The organism is Mycobacterium vicinigordonae (assembly GCF_013466425.1).
In the GTDB taxonomy this organism is placed as follows: Bacteria; Actinomycetota; Actinomycetes; order Mycobacteriales; family Mycobacteriaceae; genus Mycobacterium; species Mycobacterium vicinigordonae.
Map to the genome: position 1 here is coordinate 5,978,040 of NZ_CP059165.1, position 25,010 is coordinate 6,003,049.

Consider the following 25,010-nt stretch of genomic DNA (forward strand, 5'->3'; position numbering starts at 1 on the left):
GGTTCCCTCGTACTTTCGTCATGGCCGGGGTTCGCCGGTGCGGATCATGACGGCATCAGCGGCGTCGGTGGGCGTGATCTGGTGCATGATTTCCACCGCCATGGCCACCATGATCATGGAATAAATCAGGTGCAACAGGTTCAGCGCGTCGTCGGGCAGGCTGTCCAACTCGAACTTGTCGCAGTACTCGATCGCTTCTTCCAGTCGCGGCAGAAACGCGTCGTGAAACCGGCGCATCTCGGCCATGGTGCTGGCCGTCCTCATGTGCCAGCGCTCGGTTTCGGTTGCTAAACACCAGGTTTGGGCAAATTCCTCAAGCTCGGCGAAAGCGCTGGGCAGCAACGGCTCCGGCATCGTCATATCCCCGCCGCCGCCAGGGCCTGGTCGCGCCGGTAAGCCTCGACCCAGTCGACCACCACCTTGTGCAAATGGCGTACCAGGATCTCCTGGTCGTTGAGCGGGAACTCTTCGACGATGCCATATTCCAGCGCGGCCTGGGTGCCGCCCAGCATGCCGGCGTCCTGCAGCGCGAATTCCTTGAGCACCACCGAAGCGACCTCGTGTTCGATGCGCTCTCGTACGGTGCGCGCCGGGTGGAAGTAGGTGTACGCCTCGAACCGGTGCGTGTTGTAGGAGGTGGGCCAGTAGCGGTATAGCAGATACCAGCCGCCGTAAATCAGGATCTCGGTGTTGGGGAAGATCTGGAAATTGCTGATCCCCCAGGGTTCGATACCCCCGGGGTTGACACCTGCCGGAAGTTCGCCGATGTCCGGGGTCCGCCACGGCCCGACCAGTCCGCTCTTGGTGGCGCGCTCGATCGGGTACATATATTCGGCCGGCAGCAGCCAACGGCGCCGTCCCGCCGTCGACACCAATCGGTGCGGACCGTCCAATTGAAAATGACCGCAAGTGAATCCGGCGTCGGGATCACGCACCCCCGGGGGCACCTGCTGCGGGTGCAGCGACGGCACGTGGTAGTACTCCTGGAACGCGTCGGCGAAGATCTTCCAGTTGCTGTTGTTGTGCGCAACCCACTGGTAGCGTTCGGTCAGCTTGCCGAACGGGTAGTCGTCCAGCCCGGTGATCATCGGGCCCAGGAACTCGCGCAGGCTCTGCCGCGGCTCGGGATCGAAGTTGATGAAGACGAACCCATTCCACACATCGCAGTGCACGGTAGCCAGTCCGTGCGCAGCCTGGTCGAGGTCGAAGAATTCCGAGGACTGCTGCACGTAGGTCAGTGCGCCGTCCAGACCGTAGCGCCAGCCGTGGTACTTGCAGGTGAACTGTCGGCAGGTACCGCGCGTCGCTTCGTTCGGAAAGTCGTTCCACACCAACTTGTTTCCCCGATGCCGACAAATGTTGTAGAAGGCGCGGATCTGCTCGTCTCGGCCCTTCACCAGAATGACCGAGACGCGGGCGGCCTCGATCTCCTTGGTCAGATAGCTGCCGACACGGGGCAGTTCCTCGACGCGGGCGACGTTGAGCCAAGCTCGCTTGAACACCGCTTCGCGTTCCAGCTCATAGAATTCCGGTGACGTGGAGTCGGCGAATGAGACCGGCCCGGTGCCCAATTCGGGATAGTGCTCGGTCCAGGAACCCGCCGCCGGCCTGCCCTCTCGCGTCATTGCCGAACCTCCCTCACATCACGGCTCCACCGTTGACGCCCAGCACTTGGCCGGTGATGAAACCCGCTGCGTCCGAGCACAGAAAGCCCACCGCTGCGGCAATGTCGTCGCCGGTGCCCAAGTGGCCGACTGGGATGTTTGCGGCGATCTCCTCGTTGGATTTCAGATACCCCGCCGCCTGCGCGTTGTGCTGCATCGGGGTTTCGATACCCGACGGCGGAATGTTATTGACCGTGATCCCGTGCGCGGCGTACTCGCGGGCCAGCGACTTGGTCAGGGTGATCACCGCCCCCTTGGATGCCGCGTAGTGCGCGGCGAACGGCGACCCGCGCTGGGCACTGGATGATGAAATCATCACGATGCGGCCCCATTTGGCCGCCACCATGTCCGGCAGGGCGACCTGACTGCAGTGGAAGGTGCCGGTCAGGTTGACATCGATGATCCGATTCCAAGCCTGAGTGCTGATTTCTGCGAATGGCGCGAAGCCGAACATTCCCGCACTGGTGACCAGGACGGACACCGGTCCGAGTTCAGTGCGCACGTGGGCGAAGGCTCGTTCGACGGCGGCGCGGTCGGTGACGTCAGCACCGACGCCCATGGCCATGATCTCCTGCGCCCGAAGCGCATCGCTGACCCGCTGCGCCGCGGCCTCGTCGATGTCCAAGACGGCGACCCGGTGCCCGAGTCGGCCTAACTCGTGGCAGGTCGCCTCACCCATGCCCGAGGCGCCGCCGGTCACCACGGCTACCCGGCTCACTCGTATACCACCCGGACCGTGCGCGTTGTCGGCAGGGACTGGCAGGTGAGCACCCAGCCTTGCGCCACTTCGTCGTCGTCGAGCGCATCGTTGTTGATCATCCGGGCGCCGCCCTCGGTCAATCGGGCCATACACGTTCCGCAGGAACCGATCTCGCAGGAAGACGGGGCACGCAGGCCCGCTATTCGCGCGGTCTGCAGCAGGGTGTCGCCCACGGCGTAGGCCACGGTGGTCTTGCGTCCATCCAACTCAATGGTCACCGCCTTGGTGGCCACGTCATCGGCGACGGCCTGCGGATATTCATGCATCCCAAGGAATATATCAACTACTTGTCATTAATCTCAAGTACTAGATATAGGAAGCAGCCTTCACTCCTCGACGTGGTCTTCGACAAGCCGATTGCCGGTACCCTTCTCCACCACCCGGGCCAGTAATTCCCGCAGCGTCTCCTTCTCTTCGGAACTCAGCACCCCGAAGACCTCTTCGTGCGCGGCCACCGCATCGGCGAATACCGCGGCCACCACTTTTCTTCCGTCGTCGGTCAGATAGGCGTGCAGGATGCGCTTGTGCGCGGGGTCCGGCTTGCGCTGCACCAACCCGCGCCGTTCGAGCGCGGTGAGGGCCAGCTGCACCCCCTGCGGAGTGATCAACAGCCGTCGGGCCAATTCGGCACCCGACAGACCCGGTTCATTCGCAAGTTGGCGCAGGACACCGACTTGCGCGGTGCTCACACCGTGCGGGCTTATCGCGTCGTTCACGGTGGTCAGCGAATAGTAGAAAGCCTGCTTGAGCAGCCACAGAATGTTCTCGGTGAGTTCCATAACCGTCTCCCTGCCCACTCAGGCGGCCTCCGCCTTGTAGATCTGCCCATCCTTCATCACGAACGAGACATCCTCGATGACGGCGATATCGCGCGACGGGTCACCGCGTACCGCGATCACGTCGGCCAGGTATCCCGGCGCCAGGCGGCCTGACTCGTGCTCGGCTTCGACCAGCTCAGCGGCCACCACGGTGGCGGCGCGGATCGCCTCCATCGGCGCCATCCCCCGGGCGACCAGTGCACCGAGTTCCTTGGCGTTCTGGCCGTGCGGAATCGCCGGCGCGTCGGTGCCACAGGCGATCCGCACACCGGCGGCAATCGCCTTGGGCAACATAGCTTTTGCACGCGGGAAGACATCTTCGGCCTTCTTGCGCAGCTCGGGTGCGATCCGGTCGATGGCCATCGCCTCGGTCAGATAGGTAGTGGAGACCAGGAAGGTGCCATGATCGGCCATCATCTGGATGGTCTCATCGGAGGCCAGGAAGCCGTGCTCGATGCAGTCGATGCCAGCGCGGATACACGCGCGGATCGCAGTGTCGCCGACCGCGTGGGCAGCCACCCGCACGCCCGCGCGGTGGGCCTCGTCGGCGATCGCGGCGAACTCGGCGTCCGAGTATTGCTGGGCCCCCGGCGCAGTGCTATGCGACATCACCCCGCCGGACGCGGAGACCTTTATCAGCTTGGCGCCATGCCGGATTTGATAACGCACACAGGCGATCACGTCGGGAACCCCGTTGGCGATGCCCTCTGCGATCGACAGCGGCATGATTCCGGGCGCCAGCCGCTGGAAAACGGTCGGGTCCAGATGGCCGCCGTACGGGGTGACCGCGTGCCCGGCGGGATAAATGCGAGGGCCGGCGTGCCAGCCCTGTTCTATCGCCCGCTGCAATGCCACGTCGAGCAGGTAGCCGCCGGTCTTGACCATCAGCCCGAGGTTGCGCACCGTGGTGAAGCCGGCGTCCAGCGTGGTGCGCGCGTTGATTGCCGCGCGCAATGTCCGGTAGGCCGGGTCGTCCTGGACGCCATGCATCGGCGCAGGCAGCCCCTCGGGGCCACCGATGAACAGGTTTAGCTCCATGTCCATCAACCCGGGCAGCAACGTCACATCACCTAGCTCGACTACGGTGACCGAATCCGGCAGCGGCCCTTCGGGATTGACAGCGACAATCCTATTGCCGTCTACCACTACCACGCCCGGCGAGCGGACGATCCCGGCGTCTACGTCGGCCCAGCGGTCGGCCTTCAGGACAGTGGTCACGGGAACGGCTCGGACACACAGTCCAGGGTCGAGGCACCGGAATCGGGGACGCGCGGCTGTTTCCAGCACTCCACCGGGAACGACACCATGATCATCGAATACAGCAGGTGCATCAGGTTCAGCGCGTCTTCGGGCAGATCGTCCAGCGGGAATTTGTCGCAGTAGGCCAGGGCTTCCTCAGCGCGTGGGGTGATCGCGTCGTAGAAGGCCCTCATCTCGACCATCGAGCTGGCGAGCCGCTTGGCGTAGCGCTGCGGCTCGGTGGGCAGGCACCAGTCGGCGTACGACTCCAGATCGGCGAATTCGTTTGGTAGCACGGGTAGCATCGCGTTCACGCTCTCGTGGCGGTGGTCCGTTGATACTCCTCGATCCACGCCGCGGTTTCCTTGTGCAGGTGTCGCAGCAGGACCTCCTGGTCGTTGAGCACGAAATTGTCGACCACGCGCGATTCGATCATGCTCTGGGTGGCCTCTAGCGTGTTGGCGTCTTGCAGGCCGTATTCCTTGAACGATACCGCCGCTAGTTCCTGTGCGACCCGCTCGCGGGGAGTCCGCGGCTGCGGGAAATACAGTGTGCCCTCGAAAATGTGACTGTTATAGGACGTCGGCCAGTAGTGGTAAGTCAAGTACCAGCCCTGCCCCCAGAACAGAATGACGAAGTTGGGAAAAAGCTGGAACGAATCCAGACCCCAAGGTTCGCATTGGGCGGGATTGAGGCCGGCCGGCATCTCGCCCAGATCCGGTTTATCCCAAGGTCCGAACAGCCCGCTCTGACAGATATCTTCGATCGGCTTGCGCATCTCCGCCGACATCTCCCAGGCCCGCACACCGGAAGTGCTGACCAGCCGGTGCGGCCCCTCCAAGCGGTAGTGCGGTGCCTCAAATCCGGCCTCCGCGGCGGCCTTCGAATAGGCGGTCGGCGACTGGTTCGCGTGCAGCACCGGCGCGTGATAGAACTCCTGGAACGCGTCCATGTAGAGCTTCCAGTTCGCCTTCACCTCAGAGCGGTAGTACCAGCGAGAGGTCATCAGGTCGAACGGATATCCCTCCAGAGCGGTCACCATCGGACCGAGAAATTCGCGCAGGCTCTGTTCGGGCTCCTTGGCGAAGTTGACGAAGATGAAGCCTTCCCAGACCTCGCAGTGCACCGGAACCAGTCCGTGGCGGCTCTTGTCGAGGTCGAAGAACTCACTTTCCTGCTGCACGAACGTCAGGTTGCCGTCCAGGTCGTAGCGCCACGCATGGTACTTACAGGTGAACTGGCGGCACACCCCGCGGGTCTCCTCGAGCGGCATGTCGTTCCATACCAGTTTGTTGCCGCGGTGCCGGCAGATATTGTGGAACGCGTTGATCTTCCCAGACGTATTGCGCACCAAGATGATCGAGGTGTTGACCACCTTCAGTTCTTTGGTGAAATAGCTGCCCTTACGCGGAAGCTGTTGCACGCGACCGACATTAAGCCAGGCACGTTTGAAGATCGCCGCGCGTTCCAGATCGTAAATCTGCGGGCTGATCGAGTCTTCGTAGGACACCGGCCCAGTACCCAATTCGGGATAATGCTGCGTCCAGCTGCCCTCCGGCGGCTTAGGAAATCGGGGCATAACGGCTCCTGTCTTCCGTCAGCGCCGACGGTATATGCTCGATACCTGAATCGCAAGTAGTTGATACTGAAAGGCTCCTGATGGGATCGCAGGTTTTCGAGGTCATCTCACCGCACACCGAGCAACCGATCGCCGAAGTCACTGCGGCCAGCGCAGCCGACGTCGACGCCGCGGTCGCCGCCGCGCGCACAGCCTTCGAATCCTGGGGACGCACCGAACCGGCCGAACGCGTCGCCGTGATCCGCCGACTGGCCGACGTGTACGACGAGCGGCGCAAGGAGATGGCCCAGACGATCAGCGCCGAGATGGGCGCTCCGATCACCTTCGCCCAGCGCGCCCAGGTGGGTCTGCCGGCGATGATGATGCGGGCATTTTGCGACCTGGCCGAGCGCCACCCCTGGCAGGAAAGCCGGCGCGGCTTCTTCGGGGCCGACGTGCAAGTGCGCAAGGAGCCAGTAGGTGTCGTTGGCGCCATCGTGCCGTGGAACATGCCTCAGTTACTCATCGTCGCCAAACTGGTGCCCGCACTGCTGGCCGGCTGCACCGTCGTATTGAAGCCAGCGCCCGAATCACCCTTGGACGCACAGCTTCTCGTTGAAATGCTGAAAACCGTCGACCTGCCCGCCGACGTGGTCCATGTGGTGCCCGGCGACCGTGCCGTCGGGGAACAACTTGTCTCGCACCCCGGCTTGGACAAGGTGTCGTTCACCGGGTCCACGGCGGCCGGCCGAGCAGTGGCCGCTGCCTGCGCGCCGAACCTGACCAAGGTCAGCCTCGAACTCGGCGGGAAATCCGCCGCTCTCGTCCTCGATGACGCATCTCCGGAGAAGGTCGCGGCGGGCGTGCGTTCGGCCAGCCTGGCCAACAGCGGGCAGATCTGCAACGCGCTTTCCCGCGTGCTGGTACCGCAGCAGCGCTACGACGAGTACGTCGACGCGCTCGCCACCGAGATGGCCGGCCTGCGCGTCGGCGACCCCGCCGAAAAGTCCACCCAACTGGGACCGCTGGTCTCCCAGCGCCAGCAGAGCCGTGTTCGCGAATACATCGAGATCGGCCGGCGCGAGGGTGCGCGAATGGTGCTGGGCGGCAGCGACATGCCCGACGGTCTGGACCGCGGGTGGTACGTCAAACCCACCTTGTTCGCCGACGCCGACAACTCGATGCGCATTGCGCGCGAGGAGATCTTCGGTCCGGTCATCAGCGTTATCGCCTACCGAGACGAGGACGAGGCGGTGGCCATCGCCAACGACTCCGACTACGGCCTGGCCGGATCGGTGTGGACCGGCGACACCGACCGGGCGCTGGCGATCGCCGGGCGCATTCGCACCGGCACGCTAGGCATCAACCAGGGCTACACCATGGACCCGTTCGCGCCGTTCGGCGGCGTCAAGGCCAGTGGCTACGGACGTGAACTTGGTCCCGAGGGCCTGGACGCGTACCTCGAGACCAAGTCGATCGCGGTCGCTCCGGGACTCTGACCACGCCGGAGGCGCCCATAGCTCAGATCGGTTTGGCGTGAAAGGCGGCTTCTGGGCCTGGTCATAGCACTGCCTCGATTACCTGGTATCCGGACGTGGCCGACACATTGCGGACGAAACGCAATCCACTGTCTGGTTGGGCCAACCTCATGGCGCCGGACGATTCGCGCGCGCGAGATGCCTATCGAACCAATCACCGAGAAGTCCCGGCCGCAATGCGGGTCGCCAACAGCCCGTTCACGCCAAACTCGCTCCAGGCCGGCAACGGCAGCTCCGTGCGGGGGTCTATCCCGCTCATGCTAGCCAGAATGCGGCTTGCGGTCCGTGTCCCGGCTCGGCTGCACCCTCTTCGGCTCCCCCGGCATTTTCGGGTAGTTCGGGGGATACGGCATGTCCCCCAGCCCGCGTTCCTGGTCGGCCTCCACCATCGCCAGTAACGGCGCCAGTGACTGCGCGTGATCGTCCATGCTCGCCCACGGGTCGTCGCGGGCTGAGACAAGCTCCGGCACGGTGGCCATGGTGTAGTCGTCCGGATCGGCACCGGCAAGTTCTTCCCACGTCAGGGGCATCGAGACCGTCGCGATCGGGGTGCGCCGCACCGAGTACGGCGACGCCATGGTGCGGTCGCGGGCATTCTGGTTGAAGTCGATGAAGATGCGCTCACCCCGCTCTTCCTTCCACCACGACGTGGTCACCGCCTCGGGTGCACGGCGCGCGACCTCGCGGGCCAGCGCGATCCCCGCCCGACGCACCGCGATGAAGTCCCAATCGGTGGCGATCCGCAGGTAGACGTGCACGCCGCGACCACCCGAAGTCTTCGGGTAACCGACCAAACCAAGCTCGTCGAGCAGCGGCCGCAGCACCTCGACAGCCACCGTGCGCGCCTCGATGAACCCGGTGCCGGGTTGCGGATCCAGGTCGATGCGCAGCTCGTCGGGGTGATCGGCGTCCGGGCAGCGGACCTGCCACGGGTGCAGCGTGACGGTCCCCAGCTGGGCCGCCCACACGATCGCGGCCGGATGCGTCACCTTAAGCGCGTCGGCGGTGCGCCCAGATGGAAACGTGATCCGGCACGTCTGCAGGTAGTCGGGGTGATGCTGCGGGACCCGCTTCTGGTAGATCTCCTCGCCGTCGATGCCGTCGGGGAACCGCTGCAGATGGGTGGGCCGGTTGCGCAGCGCCGTCAGCATCGGGCCGGCGGCCACCGCCGCGTAGTAGTCGATCAAATGGCCTTTGGTGCCGGCGGCAGCCAAGGCGGGGAAGTACACCTTGTCCCGGTTCGTCACCCGCACCGCGATGCCGTCGACGTCGAGTTCTTCTGCTTTGGCGGCCATGTCTGGCTACCAGCATGCCGCACGACACAATGAACCAATGGATTTGCCTGTCATGCCGCCCGTGTCGCCGATGCTGGCCAAGTCGGTGAAGACAATCCCGAAGGATGCCTCCTACGAACCCAAGTGGGATGGTTTCCGGTCCATCTGCTTTCGCGACGGCGACGAGGTCGAACTGGGCAGTCGCAACGAACGGCCGATGACGCGATATTTTCCCGAACTGGTCGCCGCGGTCAAAAGCGAACTCCCAGCACGGTGCGTGATCGACGGCGAAATTGTAATCGCCGCTGCGCACGGCCTGGATTTCGAAGCGCTGCAACAACGCATCCACCCGGCCGATTCCCGGGTGCGGATGCTGGCCGAACATACCCCGGCGTCGTTCATCGCTTTCGACCTCCTCGCGCTGGATGACGAGGACTACACCGCGCGCCCGTTCAACGAGCGGCGCGCGGCACTGGTTGAGGCGCTCGCGGACTCGGGCCCGTCGTTTCACGTCACGCCGGCCACGACCGATCCCGAAGTGGCCCAGCGGTGGTTCGATGAGTTCGAGGGAGCCGGTTTGGACGGGGTGGTCGCCAAACCGCTGAGCGTCACCTATCAGCCGGACAAACGGGTGATGTTCAAGATCAAGCACGAACGCACCGCCGACTGTGTGGTCGCCGGGTACCGCGTGCACAAATCCGGCGCAGACGCGATCGGGTCGCTACTGCTCGGGCTGTACCAGGAGGACGGGCAACTCGCCTCGGTCGGTGTGATCGGCGCCTTCCCGATGGCCGAACGCAGGCGCCTGTTCGCCGAATTGCAGCCGCTGGTCACCGACTTCGCCAGTCACCCATGGAACTGGGCCGCACACGAGGCCGGCGAACGCACGCCACGCAAGAACGAGGGTTCGCGATGGAATGCGGGTAAGGATCTGTCGTTCGTGCCGCTGCGTCCCGAGCGGGTGGTGGAGGTCCGCTACGACCACATGGAGGGTGCGCGGTTTCGGCACACCGCCCAGTTCAGCCGCTGGCGACCGGACCGCGATCCACGCTCGTGCACCTACGTACAGCTAGAAGAACCACTCAGTTTCAGATTGGGTGACATCGTGCCTGGTCTTCTGAGGGAAGATACCCACTAGCGGACCCTCAGAAAGGGGGCAGGTATGCAGCCGTCGCACAACCCACCTAAACCAGATGCGCTACGCAGTTCCGTACCTGCCGATATCCGGGACCTGGTCATGCCGGCCGTGCTCGATGAGCTGGCCCACTGGGGAGTAGAGCGGTTCAGCATCGAGGCGCTCGCCGAGCGCCACAGACTGGACGCGGGCGCGATCTACCACTATTGGGGCACGCGGCAGCGGCTGATCGTCGATGCCGCTCTCGGAGATATTGACGTATTGCGGTCGATCACAGATACCGGCTCGCTACGAGGAGACCTGATCGCGCTGGCCCGCAGCGTCGCCGCGCAAATCAACACGTCAGTGGGTCGCACCTTCCTGCGCGCGCTGGTTATGGACAGTCGAGGCCATCACGATAACGAAACCCGAATGCTTTACTGGCGGGGACGCTTCGGCGTCGTCCGCTCGGTAGTGGATCGCGCCCGAGAACGCGGCGAGATCCGCGATGGAGTCAACACCCTTGCCGCGGTTCAGATTGTGCTGGCGCCGCTCAATGTCCGCGCGCTGTATTCAGAGGACCTCATCGACGACGACTACTGCGTCGCCATCGCGGACCTGGCCTGGCACGCGATGGCTAGCAAATGACGTCTGAATGGCGCGGCCACAGCGGGGATTACGCGGCGCAGCCTTAAGATGTCTTGATGCTGCACGTAAGTTCACTGTTCGTTGCACGCACCGCCGCGTTCGACGAATATGGCGCGATCAACGCCACTTCCATTCCTATGGCGTGGTTTCAGGTCGACCAAATGCCCTTATGGGTAAAGGTTCCGGTGGTGCTAGTGGTGCACGCGCCGGCCGGCGGCGACTACGACCCGGACCTGCACGTCGTCTGTAAGGACCCGGCAGGCGAACCGCTGGGATCGCTGCGCGCGGCGTGGCACTGGCCCGATGACGGAAAGCTGCCCTCGAAGTTCCGGTGTTTTACCCAGGAACTCACATTTCAGGTGGAGACCGAAGGCGAATACACCGTCGGCGCCTATTACGACGCTGACGGCAAATTCGAGTTGTCCACACCCGTGCCGATGTCAATCGTGCAGGCCGAGACCAGCCCCGCTGTCGACGGCGACGCCGGCGAAGCAGCAATATGAGTTGATTCGATCGGTACTGCGAACACCGAGTTTTCGCCAACCTCCCCCGGTTAAGCTGTCGGGATGCATGTAGCCGCACTGCTGGTGGCGGGGTCCGCCAACATTGACGATTCCGCGATCGATGCCACCCGCCTCCCGACAACCAGTTACGACGTCAACCAGGTTCCGTTATGGCTGACGGTTCCACTGGTGCTGGTCGTGCATGCGCCGGCCGGTGGGGATTTCGACCCGGAATTGTTCATTGTCGCGAAAGATCCCGGCGGAGCCATACGCGGCACACTGCGTTCGGCCTGGCAATGGCCGGACGAGGAAAGCAAGCCATCTAAGTATCGTTGCTTCACACCCCAACTCTCGTTTGCAATCGAGACCACGGGTGAATTCACGATCGGCGCATATCACGATGCGGAAGCCACCCGACCCATTGCCACACCGATTCCGCTGCTGATCAATTTGGCCGGCGGTCGGCTGGGCCGCAACAACGGAAGTTAGACGGCGACCGTCAGCGTCGACAGACCTCGCAGAGTGAGGTTCGGCTTGTAGACCGGTTCGCCGGACAGTCGCGCGTCGGGGAACCTCGCCGTCACGGCCGCTAGCGCCGCGCTAGCTTCGAGGCGGGCCAGCGGGGCACCGAGGCAGTAGTGGGCGCCGCGTCCAAAACCCAGGTGTCGCACCGTAACACGGTCCGGGTCGAAGATGTCGGGGCGGTCAAACTCGGCGGGATCCCGGTGGGCGGCCGCCACAAGCAGCGTCATCATGTCGCCCTTGACCACGTGAGTGTCGCCAATTCTCATGTCTTCGAGTGCGATTCGGCTGAGCTGCTGCACCGGCGGGTCGTAGCGCAGGGTCTCCTCCACCACGGCTGCCGCTCGGGATGGATCGTTGCTCAACGCCGTCCATTGCCGGCGATCGCGCAGCATCGCCAGGATGGCGTTGCCAATCAGGTTCACCGTGGTCTCGTGCCCAGCGACAAGCAGGAGCAGACAGGTCGAGACGATCTCCTCTTCGCTCAGCTGGTCGCCGGACTCATTCACGGCCACCAATCCCGACATCAAATCCTCGCCCGGGGTCCGGCGCCGCAGCTCGATCAGGCCGTGCAGGTACTCGCGCAGGCTCGCACCGGCGTCGAGTGCGCCGTCGATCTCTTCTGGTGGGCCTTCGGTGAAAAACGGGTCTAACGACTTCGCGAGCACCGCCGACGCGCGGCTGAACTTGGGCTCGTCCTCCAAGGGCACCCCGAGCAACCGACAGATCACCGCCACCGGCAGCGGATAGGCGAAATCCGCGACGACATCGAAGCTGCCCTTTTCGGCGATCCGGTCCAGGAGCCCGTCCACCAGGGCATCAATCTCGGGCTGTAGCGCGCTGACCACTTTCGGCACGAACGCCTTGCTGACCAGTTTGCGTAGCCGGGTGTGGTCGGGTGGGTCAAGGAAGAGAAATCCCGGCGGTGTTTGGGCACGCGCCGACCGATCGGCCTCATCCCGCTGCTGAGCGGAGGTGGAATTGAGGTGGTCGCTGCTAGAGGATGGATGACGTAGCACCTCGTCGCAATCCCGGTATGACGAGAAGATGACGAAGTTGCTGCCGGGCAATTCGACCGGGCCGAGATCACGCAGCTCCGCACACACTGGATAGGGGTCCGGCCGATTCGCGGGGTCCAGCAACCGCAGTAGCAGCGCCTGCGGGTCGGCCTGCACGGTGGACTGAGACGGCAATATCGGCATGGAGCCCATTGTGCCTGTGCCAACGAGGGAGCCGGCCGGCTCACAAACCCGCTATGCCGGAGTGCGCCCTCAGGCGATCCAGGAACACCCGCTGGCCCTTCAGCAGCTTGATCTCGGCCCGCGCCATTGGAACCCACTCCACGCGATCGACTTCGGGGAATTCACGCAGTTTTCCCGACCCACGCGGCCACTCCATCTCGAAGGTGTTGCTGCACGCGTTGGTGATGTCCAAGTCGCCCCCGACGGCAAAGGCGGTGACGAGCTTGCCACCCGGTTGCTTCACCTCGCCGAGTTCAATCCGGGTCCCGTCGGGTGGCGGCAGCCCGATCTCTTCGGCGAACTCGCGTCGAGCGGCGGACCATGGGTCGTCTCCCTGCGCGTACTCACCTTTCGGGATCGACCAGGCGCCGTCGTCCTTGCGCGCCCAGAACGGACCGCCGGGATGAACGATCAGGACCTCCATTTCGCCCAAGTGTGTCCGGTACAACAGCAAACCCGCACTGAGCTTGGGCATTCAGGCTCCCACGGCCTGCTCCAGGTCTGTCAGCGACGACTCCAAATGCGCGAGTAGGCGCTGCAGATGGGGCACGCTGCGACGGCAGCCGACCAAACCGAAGTCCAGGTTGCCAGCGTTGTTGACCAGCGTGATGTTCAGCGCTTGGCCGTCCGGGATGTTGGACAGCGGATAGCTGCCGTCGAGTCGTGCGCCGCCGTAGTACAACGGCTCCCCCGACCCAGGCACGTTGGAGATGACGATGTTGAACGGCGGCGGCACCGCCGAGAGAAAGCCTGGGACACCGGCCAGCAGCAGCGGCACCATGTTCAGCGCCGACAACGCCAGCACCTCATAGGACGGCAGGTCGGCCAGCACCTTCTTGTTGCGACGCATCGACTCCGCGATGATCTCGATCCGCTTCGCCGGGTCTTCGACAGTGGTGGCCAGATTGCACAGGATGCTGCCCACCTTGTTGCCGCCACTGTCGGCGTCGGCCTCCGAACGCAGGCTCACCGGGACCATCGCCACCAGCGGGGTGTCGGGGAGCGCATCCCGCTCGAGCAGGTAGTAACGCAATGCGCCGGCGCACATCGCCAGCACGGCGTCGTTGACCGTGACACCGGCGGCCGCCTTGACCCTCTTGACTCGCTCCAGCGGCCAGGATTGTGCCGCGCAGCGCCGCGCTCCCCCGACCTTGACGTTGAGCATGGTGTGCGGCGCGGCGAACGGCAGCGTCAGCTGCTGCTCCAGCAGCGCGGCGCGGGCCAGCCTTAAAGTCGACGGGGCAACTCCCGCAACAGCTTTGAGCGAACCCGCCAATCCGGCGAGGGATCGTAGCGGACTGCTACCGCCGCTCGGTGGCTTCGCTGAGGGTAGCCGCGGCAAGCTCCACATCGCCTTGACGTGCGTGTCGTCGGGGTCGGTGGACAAGGTGCGCTGCATCAGCTTGACCGCTGAGACGCCGTCGATCAGTGCGTGGTGCATCTTGGTGTACATCGCGAACCGGCCGTCCTTGAGGCCCTCGATCACGTATAGCTCCCACAGCGGGCGGTGCCGGTCGAGCAGGGCGGTGTGCACCCGCGACGTCAGCTCGAGCAGGTCGCGCACCCGCCCCGGCGACGGCAGCGCCGAGCGTCGCACGTGGTAGTCGACGTCGACTTCGTCGTCGTAAGCCCAAGCGAGAGTGGCTATTCCACCCGCGATCTTTGCCGGATGCTTACGGAAGGTGGGCTGGAATTCGTCGTTGGCGATCAGGGCTTCGTAGAACTCCCGGACGAACTCGGAGCCGGCCCCTTCCGGGGGCTCGAACAGCGACAAGCCGCCGACGTGCAAAGGATGCTCCCTAGATTCGTTGAGCAGAAACATCGAGTCGGTGGGCACCATGAGTTCCATCCGGTCATTACACCCCGGAGATGGGCGCGGACGTAATGGCCCTGCACGAAACGAGGGCGTTGGTGCCCTGATTGGATGGCCGCTATGCCCAAGCGTGTCAGCCCCGTCAGTGTTCTGACCATCGTCGCCGCTCTCGGCAACGCGGCCGTCGGCGGCCTGTTCTTCGCTTTCTCCACCTTCGTGATGCGCGGACTTAACCGCATCAACCCGGTTGACGCGGTTGTTGCGATGCGCGCCATAAATGCTGAGGCACAGGCCAATCCCCCGTTCTTGATCTTGTTCTTCGGGGCGGCGGTCGCGGCATTGGCGGTCGGCATCGTCGCGGTGACACAGTTGCAGCGGCGCGGCAGCGGATACCTACTGGCCGGTGCGGTGCTCGCGGTCGTCGCGCTCGTCATCACCGCCGCATGCAATGTGCCGCTCAACGAACAACTGGACCGAGTCCGCCTCGCGACGGATGCAGGTCTGGCCTGGCAGGCCTACTCCGGGCCCTGGACGGCGTGGAACCACGTACGCACCATCTGCCCCCTGCTCGGTGCGGCACTGCTCGGCGTTGGCTTGCTACGCCGCTGACGCCAGGTAGGTTCTCAGCAGAGCACGAGGAGACGAGGCGACGTGGGCAATGGATCCGGCATCCCGACGCGTTTGATGCATAAGGCGGGCACCGCCGGAGTGACCGCCGCGCGACGATGGGCCTGGGCGAACCCCGCCGTGCCCATAACGCTGGCCGGCGTGGCGCTGGCGGGATACCTGGTACACCGGGTGGGCGGTCACCGCCGGCTGGGTAACGCGCTGGATTCCACGGTGGTGACCGCGGGTAGCGTCCTCGACCCCGATCCCACCGACACCGCCTCGCTGCGCCATCCGGTGCGAAGGGCCCGCCACGCCGTCATTGACCGGCTCACCCGCGGCGCCGCTGCCCGGCGCCGCAACACAACTTAGGGTCGGCTAACAAGCGCGATCTGGGACTCCGATACGCTCGGTGCGTGTCCGAGCCGAACCCCGATACCGTGCCCGCGTCCGCGAACGCCGGGTTCGACGCACCGAAGAGCCTTCGCGAATACGCCCTGACCACCGTGATCAACACCGTGCCGCCGGTTTTGACGTATTACGGCCTGCGTTTGTTCGGCGTCACGCCCTACCTGGCCCTGGTGGGCGCGATCGTCGTCGCGACCCTGCAAGGCCTCTACACCGTGGTGCGCAAACGCAAGATCGAATTCGTCAACGTGGCGGTGCTGGTCTGCGCCGCGGTCTCGCTGGCCGTCGCATTCACGACGAAAAATCCGCGCATTGTGCAGGTCACCGAACTCATTCCGGCGACGTTCTTGGTCTGGTCGGTGGTGGCCAGCGGCGTGGTGCGCAAGCCCACCTCCAAGATGATCGCCGGTGCGATCGCGCCCAGCCTCGCCGACGCGGCGCTCCCGCAGCGGGGCTGGACCGATCAGGACATCCGCGATTGGCACAGCCTGCATACCCGCCTCTGTGTGCGCCTCGGGCTGATTTGCGGCATGTTCCCGGTCGCCGCGGTCGCGTGCATCTTCACGCTGTCGGTCGACATCTCGCAGATCCTGATCGTCACGGTCGGTCCGACGCTGCTGGTGGTCTGCATCGCGAGTGCCACGACCCTGTTGCGCCGATTCATCCGTCGCACCGACCAGGCGGCCGCCCATCGCGCCGCTTCCGTCAGCCGACCGGCGTAACGCCTGAGCTGGACAGGCTGAATCCTCGGCCCGAGGTAACCGTGCAGGTGACACCGCTGGATTCGGAGCGGCAGGTGAAAGGACCCAGCGCGGCGGTTTGACCATAGGCGAGCGTCGGGGTGCCCTGGCCCGAATTACCCAGGCAGGTCTCCCCCGAGCAGCTCTTGAACGAGCCGTCGGGGCTCATATGTACCGACTGCGGCGGCGAGTTGGTCTGGCAGTACGTTTCGTCGGCGATGCCGCTGCCCCGGTGGTAGTCGATCTCGCAGCCGATGTTGCGGGTCGGCGACAAGAACGAGCACCACGTACTGGTACAGACCGGATTGTCCGCGGCGGCCGGAGGTGTCGCCGTCCACCCGGCGGCGACCGCTGCTGCTGCTGCTGCTGCGATGACTGTCTTGCGCACCTGTTGTCCTTCCTGCTGAAGCTGGGAAAAGTATCGGCCTTTCCCGGTGCATGGACGCCGGTTTCAGAGATTCCCGTGCATTCGTTGACAGTCACTGCCAAATAGTCATACGTTGCCATCCGTCGCATCACTCGTCCCGTCGGAAGGTGACCCATGACCACTGCGCCCACACTTCGAGTCATCCAGTGGGCGACCGGGGGGGTCGGAAAAGCCGCCGTCGAGTGCGTGCTGAATCATCCGCAGCTCGAACTGGCGGGGTGCTGGGTGCACTCCGCGGACAAGAGCGGCCGCGACGTCGGCGAGATCGCGGGTGTCGGTTCCCTCGGCGTCACCGCCACCAACGACATCGACGAGATCCTGGCGCTGGACGCCGATTGCGTCGTCTACAGCCCACTGGTGCCCAACGACGATGAAGTGGTGGCTATCCTGCGGTCTGGCAAGAACGTAGTCACTCCGGTCGGTTGGGTCTACCCGGACCTCAGCCACCCCCGCCACCGGGCCGTCGCCGACGCCGCACTCGAGGCTGGCGTCACGCTGCACGGGTCGGGAATCCACCCAGGCGGCATCACCGAACGCTTCCCGCTGATGGTGTCGGGACTGTCCTCGGCCGTCACCCACGTGCGCGCCGAAGAGTTCTCCGACATCCGTACCTACAACGCACCGGACGTGGTCCGTCACATCATGGGCTTCGGCGGTACACCCGAGGAGGCGGTGCAGGGGCCGATGGCCGCGCTGCTCGAACAGGGATTCAAGATGTCCGTGCGAATGATCGCCGATCACATAGGTTTTCGCATCGATCCCGATATCCGAACAATCCAGGAGATCGCGGTGGCAACCGCGGACATCGAATACGGGCCGTTCGCGATCACCGCGGGTACCGTGGCCGCACGCCGGTTCCGCTGGCAGGCGCTCGTCGACGGAGAACCCGTCATCACCGCAGCGGTCAACTGGCTGATGGGTGAGCACAACCTGGAGCCCGCATGGAACTTCGGCGGCGAAGGCGAACGATTCGAGGTCGAGATCACCGGCGACCCCACGGTGAACCTGACTTTCAAGGGACTGCAACCGCCGACCGTCGCCGAAGGGCTGGTCCGCAACCCCGGTGTGGTGGCCACGGCCAACCACTGCGTCAACGCCATCCCCGACGTATGCGCCGCCGCACCGGGCATCAAGACCTACCTGGATCTGCCGCTATTCGCCGGACGCCCGGCGTGCCAGCTTTCGGGCGGGGCCCGGTGAGTTATTCACACCCCGCATCGCTGCGGGAGCGCGTCGCCGTCGTCACCGGCGCCGCACAGGGCGTCGGCAAGGAGGTAAGCGCCGCGCTGCTGGAGCGCGGAGCCTCGGTGCTGTTGGTCGACATCCAGCAGGACAAGCTCGGCGCAACCACCGCTGAGCTTCAGACGGAATTCGAAGCGGGACAGCGCGTCTCGTCGCTGACGGCTGACTTGCGTCGCCCAGACAGCGCGCAGCGGATCGTGGCCGCGGCGGTGGAGGCGTTCGGCACGGTCCACGGCCTGGTCAACAACGCGATCGCCACCAACGAGCCCAAGGCGTTCGTCGACATCACCGTCGAGGACCTCGCGCTCGGCTACGACGTCGGTCCGCGAGCGACGTTTCTGCTCATGCAAGCCGTGCACCCGTTGATGGTCGCCGCCGGCGGCGGCTCGATCGTCAACCTGGGCTCCGGGACGGGTACCGGCGGCGAGCCCAAGTGGGGTGGCTACGCGGCGGCCAAGGAAGGCATCCGCGGCCTGTCCAAGGTCGCCGCACTCGAATGGGGCCGCGACAACATTCGCGTCAACGTGATCTGCCCGTTCGCCGAATCGGACGGCGTCAGACTCTGGAAACAGTTCGCCCCCAACGACTATGCGAAAGCGGTGCGGCGCGTTCCGATGAAGCGGATCGGCGACGGGCGCACCGACGTCGGGGCGCTGGTCGCGTTCCTGCTGGGCTCAGACGCAACCTTTATCACCGGCCAGACCATTCACGTCGACGGCGGGATCGGCAGTTTCCGGTGACCGGGGAGTCGCTGCGCGACCGTCAGCGCGCCCAGATCCGTGCTGACATCCAGCGAGCGGCCTTCCGGCTGTTCGCCAGGCGTGGCTACAACACGGTCACCACAGACGAAATCGCGGCTGCCGCAGGCGTTTCTCCACGCACATTGTTTCGGCATGTCACCACCAAGGAAGAGTTGCTGCTGGCGCCCGCCCGTCACGGCGGCGCCGAAGTGATCAGCCTGCTCGAAGAACGCCCGGTCGGCGAATCACCGGACGTCGCGCTGGCCAACGCGATCATCGCCCGCACCCGATCCTTCGGCAAGACCGACACCGAAGAGTGGCGCGCGGCGTTAGTGGTGGCACCACAGCTGTTGGAGCGGCTGAAATTTCACACTGCCGCGGACCGGGAGCGGGCGACCGGGGTCACCGCAGCAAGGATGGGCGTGGATCCCAATCTCGACATTCGTCCAGGATTGTTGGTGCACTTGAGTTTTGCCGCAGCCGATTTCGGCTTCCAGCGCTGGGTCAGGCAGGATTCGACGCGGCCGTCGTTGGATCGCTGCGTGGCCGAAGCCCTGGACGCGGTGCGGAGCCCACGCTGGAGCTCCAAAAGCGGATGACGGTCATCGCAGCGCTTCGGGGTTGGCGATCCGGGCGGGCCTGCCGTCCAGCCATGCAACCACGCCTTCGATGGTGTCGGAATAGAACGCGCCCAGCATTTCCCGGGTGACATAGCCCAGGTGGGGCGACAGCGTCACGTTCGACAGCTTTCGCAACGGATGGTCGGCTGGAAGCGGCTCGGTGTTGAAGACGTCCAGCCCCGCCCCGGCAATCCGCCCGTTGCTCAACGCTTCGACGAGCGCCGTCTCGTCAACGAGCGGACCGCGAGAAGTATTGATCAAGAACGCAGTTTGCTTCATCGCCGCCAGCTCACGCCGGCCGACGAGCCCTCTGGTGCGCTCGGAGAGCACCAGGTGGAGGGACACCACGTCAGAGTGCTCAAACAGCGCCGACTTCTCCACCCGCCGCGCGCCCACCTCAGCCGCGGCTTCCTCGGTAAGGTTCTGACTCCACGCGAGCACTGGCATACCGAATGCTTTCGCGTATTCGGCCATCCGTTTGCCGACCCGGCCGAGACCGAGCAGTCCCAAGGTCTTGCCGGACAGCGTCATACCAGTGGTGGTCTGCCACCCTCCATCCCGCATCCGACGGTGTTCTTCGGCCAGATTGCGCACCGTCGCAATCATCAACCCCCAAGCCAGTTCCGGCGTGGCGTCCCGGACCGCGCGGAAGAGGGGGTGGGTGAAATTTGAGTGGACGACCAGTACGCCGTACTCGGTTGCGGCGGCCATGTCCAGATTGGGCAAGCTGCGGCCGACAATGGTGATCAGCTTGAGGTTCGGCAATCTGGCGATGAGGCCGCGTCCAAACGCCATTCGCTCGCGCATCGTGCACACCACATCGAAGGGCAGCAGCGCCTCGGCGGCCTCGTCTTCGGATAGGTGCCTATCGAAAACAGTCACCTCACAACGCCGCGCCACCTGCGACCAGTCGGCCAGATCGAGTGCCACGCCTGCGTAGTCGTCCAGTATCGCAACCCGTGCGCTGCGGTTGTCCATCCGGCCTCCTATTGCGCCGCAGTTGGTTTCGCGCCACGCTGGGGTCCGGCGTAATGCCGCCACGCTTCCCACGTCGCGCTGTAGAGCCCGTTGACCACATGCGGTTCCGGCCGGTCGATCACGACGGCAACCTCGTCGTCTGCGTAGACGGGCCAACCTGGGGTGCCCGTCCGGGCGAACTCGACCCAGCGTCGCTGCACCCAATCGCTCATCGCCCGGTACTCTGCGCGTCCGCCGATCGCGAGGGGCTGGACAGTTTGCATGCCGAAACCGAACACCAACGGAACGTCGGTGGCGTGAATGGCACCCATGCCGATCCAGCGCAACAGCGGCGGGGCGTAGTCGAGTCGGTAGAGGTAGGTGGGCGCGTGACGAGCATGGGCCTCAGCCGCGGCGATCATCGGCCGGACGAAGAAGCAATCGGTGGCCAGGCGGGTCAGCGCACTGCTACGAGGATAGTCCGGATAGTATTGGAGCACAGCGGGTTTAGCGTTGGGGTCGGTGGCAGAGAACATGCGATCGACCCGCTGCGGGGTGGTCGGGAACAAGTCGACGAACTGCCGAATGGGCCCCCAGCCAGCGTGACCCATCTCGTTGCGCATGGTCCCGATGAGCAGCGGCACGCGGTGCGCCCGGCCGGCTGAAATCGCGGCGGTCGGGTCCTGCGGCAGCAGATCACCGTCGATCACCGGGGCCAGCGACATCTGGCACGGGACTTCGCGTCCGGTACGCAGCATCACCCGGATCGCTGCCCCGGTGATCGCTTTGGCAGGCGCTTTGCGCAGAGCGGCGGCGGCATCATCGGAGTCGATACCGAGTGCCTCGATGACCCTGCGGGCGGTTTCGGCGGCCTGGTCCGGGGTGCGCACCGCATCGGGTACCGGGCTCTGCGCAATCGCGCGATGGAACAGGCCTTTCGCGGACGGCACGGCGAGGTGTGTGAGGACGGCACTGGCGCCGGCGGACTGGCCCCACACGGTGACACAATCCGGGTCACCGCCGAACGCCGCGATGTTGCGCCGCACCCATTGCAGCGCGGAGAGTTGATCGCGCAGACCGACATTGGAATGGAAGTCCGGCGAGTACTGCGAGAAATCGACGAAGCCCAACCCGCCCAGCCGGTAGTTGATCGTGACGAGCACGACCCCGAACCGGTGCACCAGCGGCTCGGGGTTGTGGACGGGCAACGCGGAGCTGCCCTCGAAAAAACCTCCGCCGTGGATGAACACGAGCACCGGCCGGGGCGGACCGCCGCCAGCGGGCGCGCACACGTTGAGCGTCAAGCAGTCTTCGTCCTGCATCTGCCGCTTCACGAGGCCCAGGGGGGAGCTGAACAGGTGCGAATGCGCGGCGTTGCCGAACTGGGTCGCGTCCCTGACACCGGTCCAGGGCGCCACCGGTTGCGGAGCCCGGAAGCGCAGCGCGCCGACGGGTGCGGCCGCGTACGGGATGGAACGCCACAATGAGACGTCGCGATACCGCTGCCCGCGGACGGTACCCGAATCGATGGTCACCTCTGACGCAATGTCCCTCAAAGACTCACCTCCCTGCCGGGCGACTTAACCCCCTGCAGGAAGTGTGCCGCAAAACTGGCTCGCGGCTACACCGTGTCGAGGATCTCGCTGGCGGCGCGGCGGCCCGAGGTGATCGCCCCGTCCATGTAACCGCTCCACTGCTGGGCCGTTTCGGCGCCGGCCCAGTGAATCCGCCCGACGGGCTCGGCCAGTGCTTTGCCAAAGTGCGTTAGCGCACCCGCGGCTAGCCGCCCGCCGTAGCATCCGCGAGTGAATTCCTCTGCTGACCAATCTTTTTCGAGGATGTCGAACGGCTCGCCGGCCTGGGGTCCAAAATACTTCACCAGGGCGTCGAGCACGAGCTTGTGCCGTTCTTGGGTGGACAGCTGGGCAGCTTCCCGGGCGTGGGCGCCGTCCAGGAACCCGACCAGGACACCGCACGAGCCGTCGCACGGAGAGTTGTCCAACACCACGTTGAAGGCGTCGTCGAGGCTGGTGACGAATCCGCTCAGGCCGGCGTCGCGCCAGAATGGCGTCGGGTAGCCGATCTGGAATTTGATCACCGACCCAGCCGGGAACTGCTGGGTCAGCGAGTCCCGAGCCGACGGCAGCGGCGGCAGGTAGCGGATCCGGCCCGCCAGGGTCGGCGGGATTGCGACGATGACGTTGCGGGCGGTCACGGTGCCAGTCTCGGTCCCGTCGTGGTTCTCGTAGGTGACTGTGACGGCGCTGTTGGTTTGCGAAATCGTGCGGACCACCGCCCCGAGCTGAACGCGGTTACCTAGTTCGGTGGCCATCCGTTCGGAGATCCGGTGTGTTCCACCGACGACGCGGAGTTCCTGCGCGCCGCCGGTCACGGCCAGCATGCTGGCCAAACCATTGCCCGCCCGGACGTAGAACAACAAGTGCAGCAGCGAGACTTCGGGGGTTTCCGCGCAGAACAAGGTGGGCATCACGACCCGGAAAAATCGCAGCGCCAAGTTGTCGGTCGTGTTGGCTGAGAGCCAGTCGTCGAAGGTCTGCCGATCCCACTCGGCCGCAGATTCCGCCTGCCAGGGCGCTTCGAGTGGTACCGAAGCAGCGAGCATTTCGAGTTGGCCCCACACCCTTGCGATCTCGGCGAGGCTTTCGACAGGCAGGCCGAATGTCGCGTCGGAGTAGCGGATCTTCTGGCCGTCGAAAACGGTGAGTGCATCCCCGGCGTCGTAGGTGGGGAACGTCTCTAGGCCGAGCTCGTCGATCAACGCCAGCACTGTGTCCTGCCCGGGTCCCACCCATTGGCCACCGAGCTCGACGGCCACTCCGTTGTTCAGAGATCCGCCGAAATTCCGTCCCGCGACGCGGTCCCGAGCTTCCAAGATCCGCACGGTCTTGCCGGCAGCGACCAACTTGCGCGCCGCCGAAAGCCCGGCCAACCCTGCTCCGACAACGACTACATCCACGTCCGTCATGTCCGCTCCTCACGACTCATACAGTCGTATGACTTAGTTCGCATGAGCGTAAGCCACCGTTGCCCGGTCAGGCAAGGGTCAGTCCTGGGCGCGGACCGTCGCCAGGGCGATCACGGTGTCGGCCAGCACATCGAGATCGGCGAGTGCGCGCTCGGTATCCGAGCTGATCACGTGCTGCAGAATCAGCCCGTCGATGCCAGCGACCAGAACACGTGCCAGTCGGTCGAAGGGAATCGCACTCGTCTCGCCCGCCTTCGCCGCGGCCGTCTCACACCAGTGCGCAACGATTTCGGTGTACTGCTCGTACTGCCAGCGGGGTAGCTCCTCGAGGCCCGGCGTGCGCAACGCGTGAGTGACGAGTTCGAGCTGCACCAGCTGCAGGTCGCGGTGGTTGACCACCAACTCCGCCCAGAAGCTGCGCAAACCGACTCGAATCGCGCGTGCCAGACCGGCCTCCAGCTCCGCTGAGTTTCGCAGTAGCTCGGCGATCTCCGCGACGATGTCCTCGAACACCGCCCGCAGCAGGCCCTGCTTGGTTGGGAAGACGTACTGCAGCGTGCCCAGCGGGATGTTTGCCTCGGTGGCGACCGCACGCATCGTCAAGCCGCCGACCCCATCGCGTATCAGCACCGCGCGCGCCGCGGCCACAGCCTGTTTGCTGCGCACCGCGGACTCGACGTAGGGCATCGGATCTCCCGTCTCGACCTTGGAAGATTATGCCCCGCTGATCAGCGCCGCACGCGCCAGCGTCTGTTCGGCCATCTTGACGTGCGCCGCGTCCACCAACACACCGTTCACCCCGACCGCGCCGCGACCATTCGACGCCGCCTCCTGGTAGGCCGCGACATTACGGTGCGCCAAAGCGATTTCGTCGGCCGTGGGTGCATAGACGTTGTTGGCGACCGGCACCTGGCCCGGGTGGATGGCCCACTTGCCGGTATACCCCATCAAGGATGCCCGCCGCGCATCACGCTCGTATCCGAGGAGATCCTGATAGTCGGGGTAGGGCGCGTCGATCGCCTCGATATCCGCAATGCGCGCCGCGACAATGACCTTGTTGCGCGCGTATTGCCAGAAATCACCGGGGTATTCGCCGAGTGGTACGAAGTTGGTGTCCACCCGAGCGCCCTGGGACAGCGAGAAGTCACCCACTCCGAAAATCAGCGCGTCCAGTCGCGGGCTCGCCGCCGCAATGGCTTCAGCGTTGGCCAGGCCTTCGACCTCTTCAATGAGCACTTCGAGGCGAATCTGGTTGCTCAGAGCTAGTTTCGCTTCCAGTTGGGTGATCAGTACATCCACCCACCACACGTCGCGAGCGGTGCGCGCTTTGGGGATGATGATGGTGTCCAGGTTGGCTCCGGCCCTACTCACCACATCGATCAGATCATCGTGGCACCAGGGGGTGTCCAAACCATTGATCCGGATCGCCCGCGCGGTGCGGCCCCAGTCGATCTCGTTGAGCGCAATGATCGCCTTGGCCCGTGCCGACTCCTTGAACGCCACAGGCACCGCGTCCTCGAGGTCGAGGAACACCAGGTCGGCGCCACAACCGGCGGCCTTGTCGAACATGTCGTCATTGCTCGCGGGTACCG

28 protein-coding genes and 1 pseudogene are annotated in these 25,010 nt (G+C 64.9%); 11 read left to right on the forward strand and 18 right to left on the reverse strand.

What is annotated here, in order from left to right; all coding sequences use genetic code 11:
- Positions 1-18: 18 nt before the first annotated feature.
- The 8 genes and pseudogenes from H0P51_RS26875 to H0P51_RS26910 form a co-directional block, all read right to left on the reverse strand.
- Positions 19-360 (reverse strand): hypothetical protein, encoded by a 342-nt coding sequence (locus H0P51_RS26875; RefSeq protein ID WP_180915815.1) that lies wholly within the window; start codon positions 358-360, stop codon positions 19-21.
- A complete protein-coding gene (locus tag H0P51_RS26880) occupies positions 357-1,625 on the reverse strand; it encodes an aromatic ring-hydroxylating oxygenase subunit alpha (RefSeq protein WP_180915816.1) in 1,269 nt (422 codons plus the stop codon). The genes H0P51_RS26875 and H0P51_RS26880 overlap by 4 nt, the downstream gene beginning before the upstream one ends.
- Positions 1,626-1,638: 13 nt before the next feature.
- Positions 1,639-2,343 carry an SDR family NAD(P)-dependent oxidoreductase gene (locus H0P51_RS26885; RefSeq protein WP_246398928.1) on the reverse strand — a complete coding sequence of 235 codons (705 nt, stop codon included), beginning with the start codon at positions 2,341-2,343 and terminating at the stop codon, positions 1,639-1,641.
- Between the two features lie 35 nt (positions 2,344-2,378).
- Positions 2,379-2,642, reverse strand: a pseudogene (locus H0P51_RS26890) (2Fe-2S iron-sulfur cluster-binding protein); the annotation flags it as partial.
- A 108-nt stretch (positions 2,643-2,750) separates the two neighbouring features.
- On the reverse strand, positions 2,751-3,203 hold the full coding sequence (locus H0P51_RS26895; RefSeq protein ID WP_180915819.1) for a MarR family winged helix-turn-helix transcriptional regulator: 453 nt from the start codon (positions 3,201-3,203) through the stop codon (positions 2,751-2,753).
- Positions 3,204-3,221: 18 nt separating this feature from the next.
- Positions 3,222-4,460 carry a metal-dependent hydrolase family protein gene (locus H0P51_RS26900; RefSeq protein WP_180915820.1) on the reverse strand — a complete coding sequence of 413 codons (1,239 nt, stop codon included), beginning with the start codon at positions 4,458-4,460 and terminating at the stop codon, positions 3,222-3,224.
- A complete protein-coding gene (locus H0P51_RS26905) occupies positions 4,457-4,786 on the reverse strand; it encodes a hypothetical protein (RefSeq protein ID WP_425488935.1) in 330 nt (109 codons plus the stop codon). The genes H0P51_RS26900 and H0P51_RS26905 overlap by 4 nt, the downstream gene beginning before the upstream one ends.
- 5 nt (positions 4,787-4,791) lie before the next feature.
- On the reverse strand, positions 4,792-6,060 hold the full coding sequence (locus H0P51_RS26910) for an aromatic ring-hydroxylating oxygenase subunit alpha (RefSeq protein ID WP_180915821.1): 1,269 nt from the start codon (positions 6,058-6,060) through the stop codon (positions 4,792-4,794).
- Positions 6,061-6,140: 80 nt separating this feature from the next.
- Between H0P51_RS26910 and H0P51_RS26915 the strand changes: the two genes are divergently transcribed.
- Positions 6,141-7,538 (forward strand): aldehyde dehydrogenase, encoded by a 1,398-nt coding sequence (locus tag H0P51_RS26915; RefSeq protein ID WP_180915822.1) that lies wholly within the window; start codon positions 6,141-6,143, stop codon positions 7,536-7,538.
- Between the two features lie 299 nt (positions 7,539-7,837).
- Here the strand turns inward: H0P51_RS26915 and ligD are convergent, their stop codons facing one another.
- Positions 7,838-8,872 carry a non-homologous end-joining DNA ligase gene (ligD, locus tag H0P51_RS26920; protein WP_180915823.1) on the reverse strand — a complete coding sequence of 345 codons (1,035 nt, stop codon included), beginning with the start codon at positions 8,870-8,872 and terminating at the stop codon, positions 7,838-7,840.
- Between the two features lie 37 nt (positions 8,873-8,909).
- Between ligD and H0P51_RS26925 the strand changes: the two genes are divergently transcribed.
- From H0P51_RS26925 to H0P51_RS26940, 4 genes are all read left to right on the forward strand, one after another.
- Positions 8,910-9,989 (forward strand): ATP-dependent DNA ligase, encoded by a 1,080-nt coding sequence (locus tag H0P51_RS26925; RefSeq protein WP_180915824.1) that lies wholly within the window; start codon positions 8,910-8,912, stop codon positions 9,987-9,989.
- Positions 9,990-10,013: 24 nt separating this feature from the next.
- The gene (locus H0P51_RS26930; RefSeq protein ID WP_180915825.1) at positions 10,014-10,613 is read left to right on the forward strand and encodes a TetR-like C-terminal domain-containing protein; all 600 of its coding nucleotides are present in this window, start codon (positions 10,014-10,016) and stop codon (positions 10,611-10,613) included.
- A gap of 56 nt (positions 10,614-10,669) precedes the next feature.
- Complete coding sequence (locus H0P51_RS26935; RefSeq protein ID WP_180915826.1) at positions 10,670-11,116, forward strand: hypothetical protein; 447 nt, start codon at positions 10,670-10,672, stop codon at positions 11,114-11,116.
- Between the two features lie 63 nt (positions 11,117-11,179).
- On the forward strand, positions 11,180-11,605 hold the full coding sequence (locus H0P51_RS26940; protein ID WP_180915827.1) for a hypothetical protein: 426 nt from the start codon (positions 11,180-11,182) through the stop codon (positions 11,603-11,605).
- Here the strand turns inward: H0P51_RS26940 and H0P51_RS26945 are convergent.
- The 3 genes from H0P51_RS26945 to H0P51_RS26955 are packed head-to-tail and all read right to left on the reverse strand — an operon-like array spanning position 11,602 to position 14,728.
- The gene (locus tag H0P51_RS26945; protein ID WP_425488936.1) at positions 11,602-12,849 is read right to left on the reverse strand and encodes a cytochrome P450; all 1,248 of its coding nucleotides are present in this window, start codon (positions 12,847-12,849) and stop codon (positions 11,602-11,604) included. The genes H0P51_RS26940 and H0P51_RS26945 overlap by 4 nt on opposite strands.
- 31 nt (positions 12,850-12,880) lie before the next feature.
- Complete coding sequence (locus H0P51_RS26950; protein ID WP_180915829.1) at positions 12,881-13,354, reverse strand: NUDIX hydrolase; 474 nt, start codon at positions 13,352-13,354, stop codon at positions 12,881-12,883.
- Positions 13,355-14,728 carry a WS/DGAT/MGAT family O-acyltransferase gene (locus H0P51_RS26955; RefSeq protein WP_180915830.1) on the reverse strand — a complete coding sequence of 458 codons (1,374 nt, stop codon included), beginning with the start codon at positions 14,726-14,728 and terminating at the stop codon, positions 13,355-13,357.
- Positions 14,729-14,812: 84 nt separating this feature from the next.
- On the opposite strand from H0P51_RS26955, the gene H0P51_RS26960 reads away from it, so the two are divergent.
- Genes H0P51_RS26960 through H0P51_RS26970 form a run of 3 tightly spaced genes read left to right on the forward strand, consistent with a single transcriptional unit; the run spans position 14,813 to position 16,428 of the window.
- Positions 14,813-15,301: an anthrone oxygenase family protein gene (locus tag H0P51_RS26960; RefSeq protein WP_180915831.1), complete on the forward strand. Its 489-nt coding sequence runs from the start codon at positions 14,813-14,815 to the stop codon at positions 15,299-15,301.
- A gap of 42 nt (positions 15,302-15,343) precedes the next feature.
- Positions 15,344-15,670 (forward strand): hypothetical protein, encoded by a 327-nt coding sequence (locus H0P51_RS26965; RefSeq protein ID WP_180915832.1) that lies wholly within the window; start codon positions 15,344-15,346, stop codon positions 15,668-15,670.
- Positions 15,671-15,714: 44 nt separating this feature from the next.
- Positions 15,715-16,428: a VC0807 family protein gene (locus tag H0P51_RS26970; RefSeq protein ID WP_180915833.1), complete on the forward strand. Its 714-nt coding sequence runs from the start codon at positions 15,715-15,717 to the stop codon at positions 16,426-16,428.
- Here the strand turns inward: H0P51_RS26970 and H0P51_RS26975 are convergent.
- Complete coding sequence (locus H0P51_RS26975; protein ID WP_246398241.1) at positions 16,412-16,834, reverse strand: hypothetical protein; 423 nt, start codon at positions 16,832-16,834, stop codon at positions 16,412-16,414. The two genes, H0P51_RS26970 and H0P51_RS26975, sit on opposite strands and share 17 nt — an antisense overlap.
- 153 nt (positions 16,835-16,987) lie before the next feature.
- On the opposite strand from H0P51_RS26975, the gene H0P51_RS26980 reads away from it, so the two are divergent.
- From H0P51_RS26980 to H0P51_RS26990, 3 genes are read left to right on the forward strand one after another with little or no spacing between them, the layout of a single operon-like run.
- Complete coding sequence (locus H0P51_RS26980; RefSeq protein WP_180915834.1) at positions 16,988-18,073, forward strand: NAD(P)H-dependent amine dehydrogenase family protein; 1,086 nt, start codon at positions 16,988-16,990, stop codon at positions 18,071-18,073.
- Positions 18,070-18,855 (forward strand): SDR family NAD(P)-dependent oxidoreductase, encoded by a 786-nt coding sequence (locus H0P51_RS26985; protein WP_180915835.1) that lies wholly within the window; start codon positions 18,070-18,072, stop codon positions 18,853-18,855. The genes H0P51_RS26980 and H0P51_RS26985 overlap by 4 nt, the downstream gene beginning before the upstream one ends.
- Complete coding sequence (locus tag H0P51_RS26990; protein WP_180915836.1) at positions 18,852-19,454, forward strand: TetR/AcrR family transcriptional regulator; 603 nt, start codon at positions 18,852-18,854, stop codon at positions 19,452-19,454. Before H0P51_RS26985 ends, H0P51_RS26990 begins: the two co-directional genes overlap by 4 nt.
- A gap of 3 nt (positions 19,455-19,457) precedes the next feature.
- Here H0P51_RS26990 and H0P51_RS26995 read toward each other — a convergent pair whose 3' ends face one another.
- The 5 genes from H0P51_RS26995 to H0P51_RS27015 all read right to left on the reverse strand — a co-directional run bounded on the left by H0P51_RS26995 (position 19,458) and on the right by H0P51_RS27015 (position 24,987).
- Positions 19,458-20,453 (reverse strand): D-2-hydroxyacid dehydrogenase family protein, encoded by a 996-nt coding sequence (locus tag H0P51_RS26995; RefSeq protein ID WP_180915837.1) that lies wholly within the window; start codon positions 20,451-20,453, stop codon positions 19,458-19,460.
- Between the two features lie 8 nt (positions 20,454-20,461).
- Positions 20,462-21,988 carry a carboxylesterase/lipase family protein gene (locus tag H0P51_RS27000; RefSeq protein WP_180915838.1) on the reverse strand — a complete coding sequence of 509 codons (1,527 nt, stop codon included), beginning with the start codon at positions 21,986-21,988 and terminating at the stop codon, positions 20,462-20,464.
- 65 nt (positions 21,989-22,053) lie between these two features.
- The gene (locus tag H0P51_RS27005; RefSeq protein ID WP_180915839.1) at positions 22,054-23,418 is read right to left on the reverse strand and encodes a flavin monoamine oxidase family protein; all 1,365 of its coding nucleotides are present in this window, start codon (positions 23,416-23,418) and stop codon (positions 22,054-22,056) included.
- 78 nt (positions 23,419-23,496) lie between these two features.
- Positions 23,497-24,105: a TetR/AcrR family transcriptional regulator gene (locus H0P51_RS27010; protein ID WP_180915840.1), complete on the reverse strand. Its 609-nt coding sequence runs from the start codon at positions 24,103-24,105 to the stop codon at positions 23,497-23,499.
- Between the two features lie 27 nt (positions 24,106-24,132).
- A complete protein-coding gene (locus H0P51_RS27015; protein WP_246398930.1) occupies positions 24,133-24,987 on the reverse strand; it encodes an HpcH/HpaI aldolase/citrate lyase family protein in 855 nt (284 codons plus the stop codon).
- Positions 24,988-25,010: the final 23 nt, after the last annotated feature.

Excerpts from the sequence above, each read along its gene's own strand:
- H0P51_RS26875 (WP_180915815.1), bottom strand. The coding sequence starts at position 360 with ATGACGATGCCGGAGCCGTTGCTGCCCAGCGCTTTCGCCGAGCTTGAG.
- H0P51_RS26880 (WP_180915816.1), bottom strand. The coding sequence starts at position 1,625 with ATGACGCGAGAGGGCAGGCCGGCGGCGGGTTCCTGGACCGAGCACTAT.
- H0P51_RS26885 (WP_246398928.1), bottom strand. The coding sequence starts at position 2,343 with ATGGGTGAGGCGACCTGCCACGAGTTAGGCCGACTCGGGCACCGGGTC.
- H0P51_RS26895 (WP_180915819.1), bottom strand. The coding sequence starts at position 3,203 with ATGGAACTCACCGAGAACATTCTGTGGCTGCTCAAGCAGGCTTTCTAC.
- H0P51_RS26905 (WP_425488935.1), bottom strand. The coding sequence starts at position 4,786 with ATGCTACCCGTGCTACCAAACGAATTCGCCGATCTGGAGTCGTACGCC.
- H0P51_RS26910 (WP_180915821.1), bottom strand. The coding sequence starts at position 6,060 with ATGCCCCGATTTCCTAAGCCGCCGGAGGGCAGCTGGACGCAGCATTAT.
- H0P51_RS26915 (WP_180915822.1), top strand. The coding sequence starts at position 6,141 with ATGGGATCGCAGGTTTTCGAGGTCATCTCACCGCACACCGAGCAACCG.
- ligD (WP_180915823.1), bottom strand. The coding sequence starts at position 8,872 with ATGGCCGCCAAAGCAGAAGAACTCGACGTCGACGGCATCGCGGTGCGG.
- H0P51_RS26925 (WP_180915824.1), top strand. The coding sequence starts at position 8,910 with ATGGATTTGCCTGTCATGCCGCCCGTGTCGCCGATGCTGGCCAAGTCG.
- H0P51_RS26930 (WP_180915825.1), top strand. The coding sequence starts at position 10,014 with ATGCAGCCGTCGCACAACCCACCTAAACCAGATGCGCTACGCAGTTCC.
- H0P51_RS26935 (WP_180915826.1), top strand. The coding sequence starts at position 10,670 with ATGCTGCACGTAAGTTCACTGTTCGTTGCACGCACCGCCGCGTTCGAC.
- H0P51_RS26940 (WP_180915827.1), top strand. The coding sequence starts at position 11,180 with ATGCATGTAGCCGCACTGCTGGTGGCGGGGTCCGCCAACATTGACGAT.
- H0P51_RS26945 (WP_425488936.1), bottom strand. The coding sequence starts at position 12,849 with ATGGGCTCCATGCCGATATTGCCGTCTCAGTCCACCGTGCAGGCCGAC.
- H0P51_RS26950 (WP_180915829.1), bottom strand. The coding sequence starts at position 13,354 with ATGCCCAAGCTCAGTGCGGGTTTGCTGTTGTACCGGACACACTTGGGC.
- H0P51_RS26955 (WP_180915830.1), bottom strand. The coding sequence starts at position 14,728 with ATGGAACTCATGGTGCCCACCGACTCGATGTTTCTGCTCAACGAATCT.
- H0P51_RS26960 (WP_180915831.1), top strand. The coding sequence starts at position 14,813 with ATGCCCAAGCGTGTCAGCCCCGTCAGTGTTCTGACCATCGTCGCCGCT.
- H0P51_RS26980 (WP_180915834.1), top strand. The coding sequence starts at position 16,988 with ATGACCACTGCGCCCACACTTCGAGTCATCCAGTGGGCGACCGGGGGG.
- H0P51_RS26995 (WP_180915837.1), bottom strand. The coding sequence starts at position 20,453 with ATGGACAACCGCAGCGCACGGGTTGCGATACTGGACGACTACGCAGGC.
- H0P51_RS27005 (WP_180915839.1), bottom strand. The coding sequence starts at position 23,418 with ATGACGGACGTGGATGTAGTCGTTGTCGGAGCAGGGTTGGCCGGGCTT.
- H0P51_RS27010 (WP_180915840.1), bottom strand. The coding sequence starts at position 24,105 with ATGCCCTACGTCGAGTCCGCGGTGCGCAGCAAACAGGCTGTGGCCGCG.
- H0P51_RS27015 (WP_246398930.1), bottom strand. The coding sequence starts at position 24,987 with ATGTTCGACAAGGCCGCCGGTTGTGGCGCCGACCTGGTGTTCCTCGAC.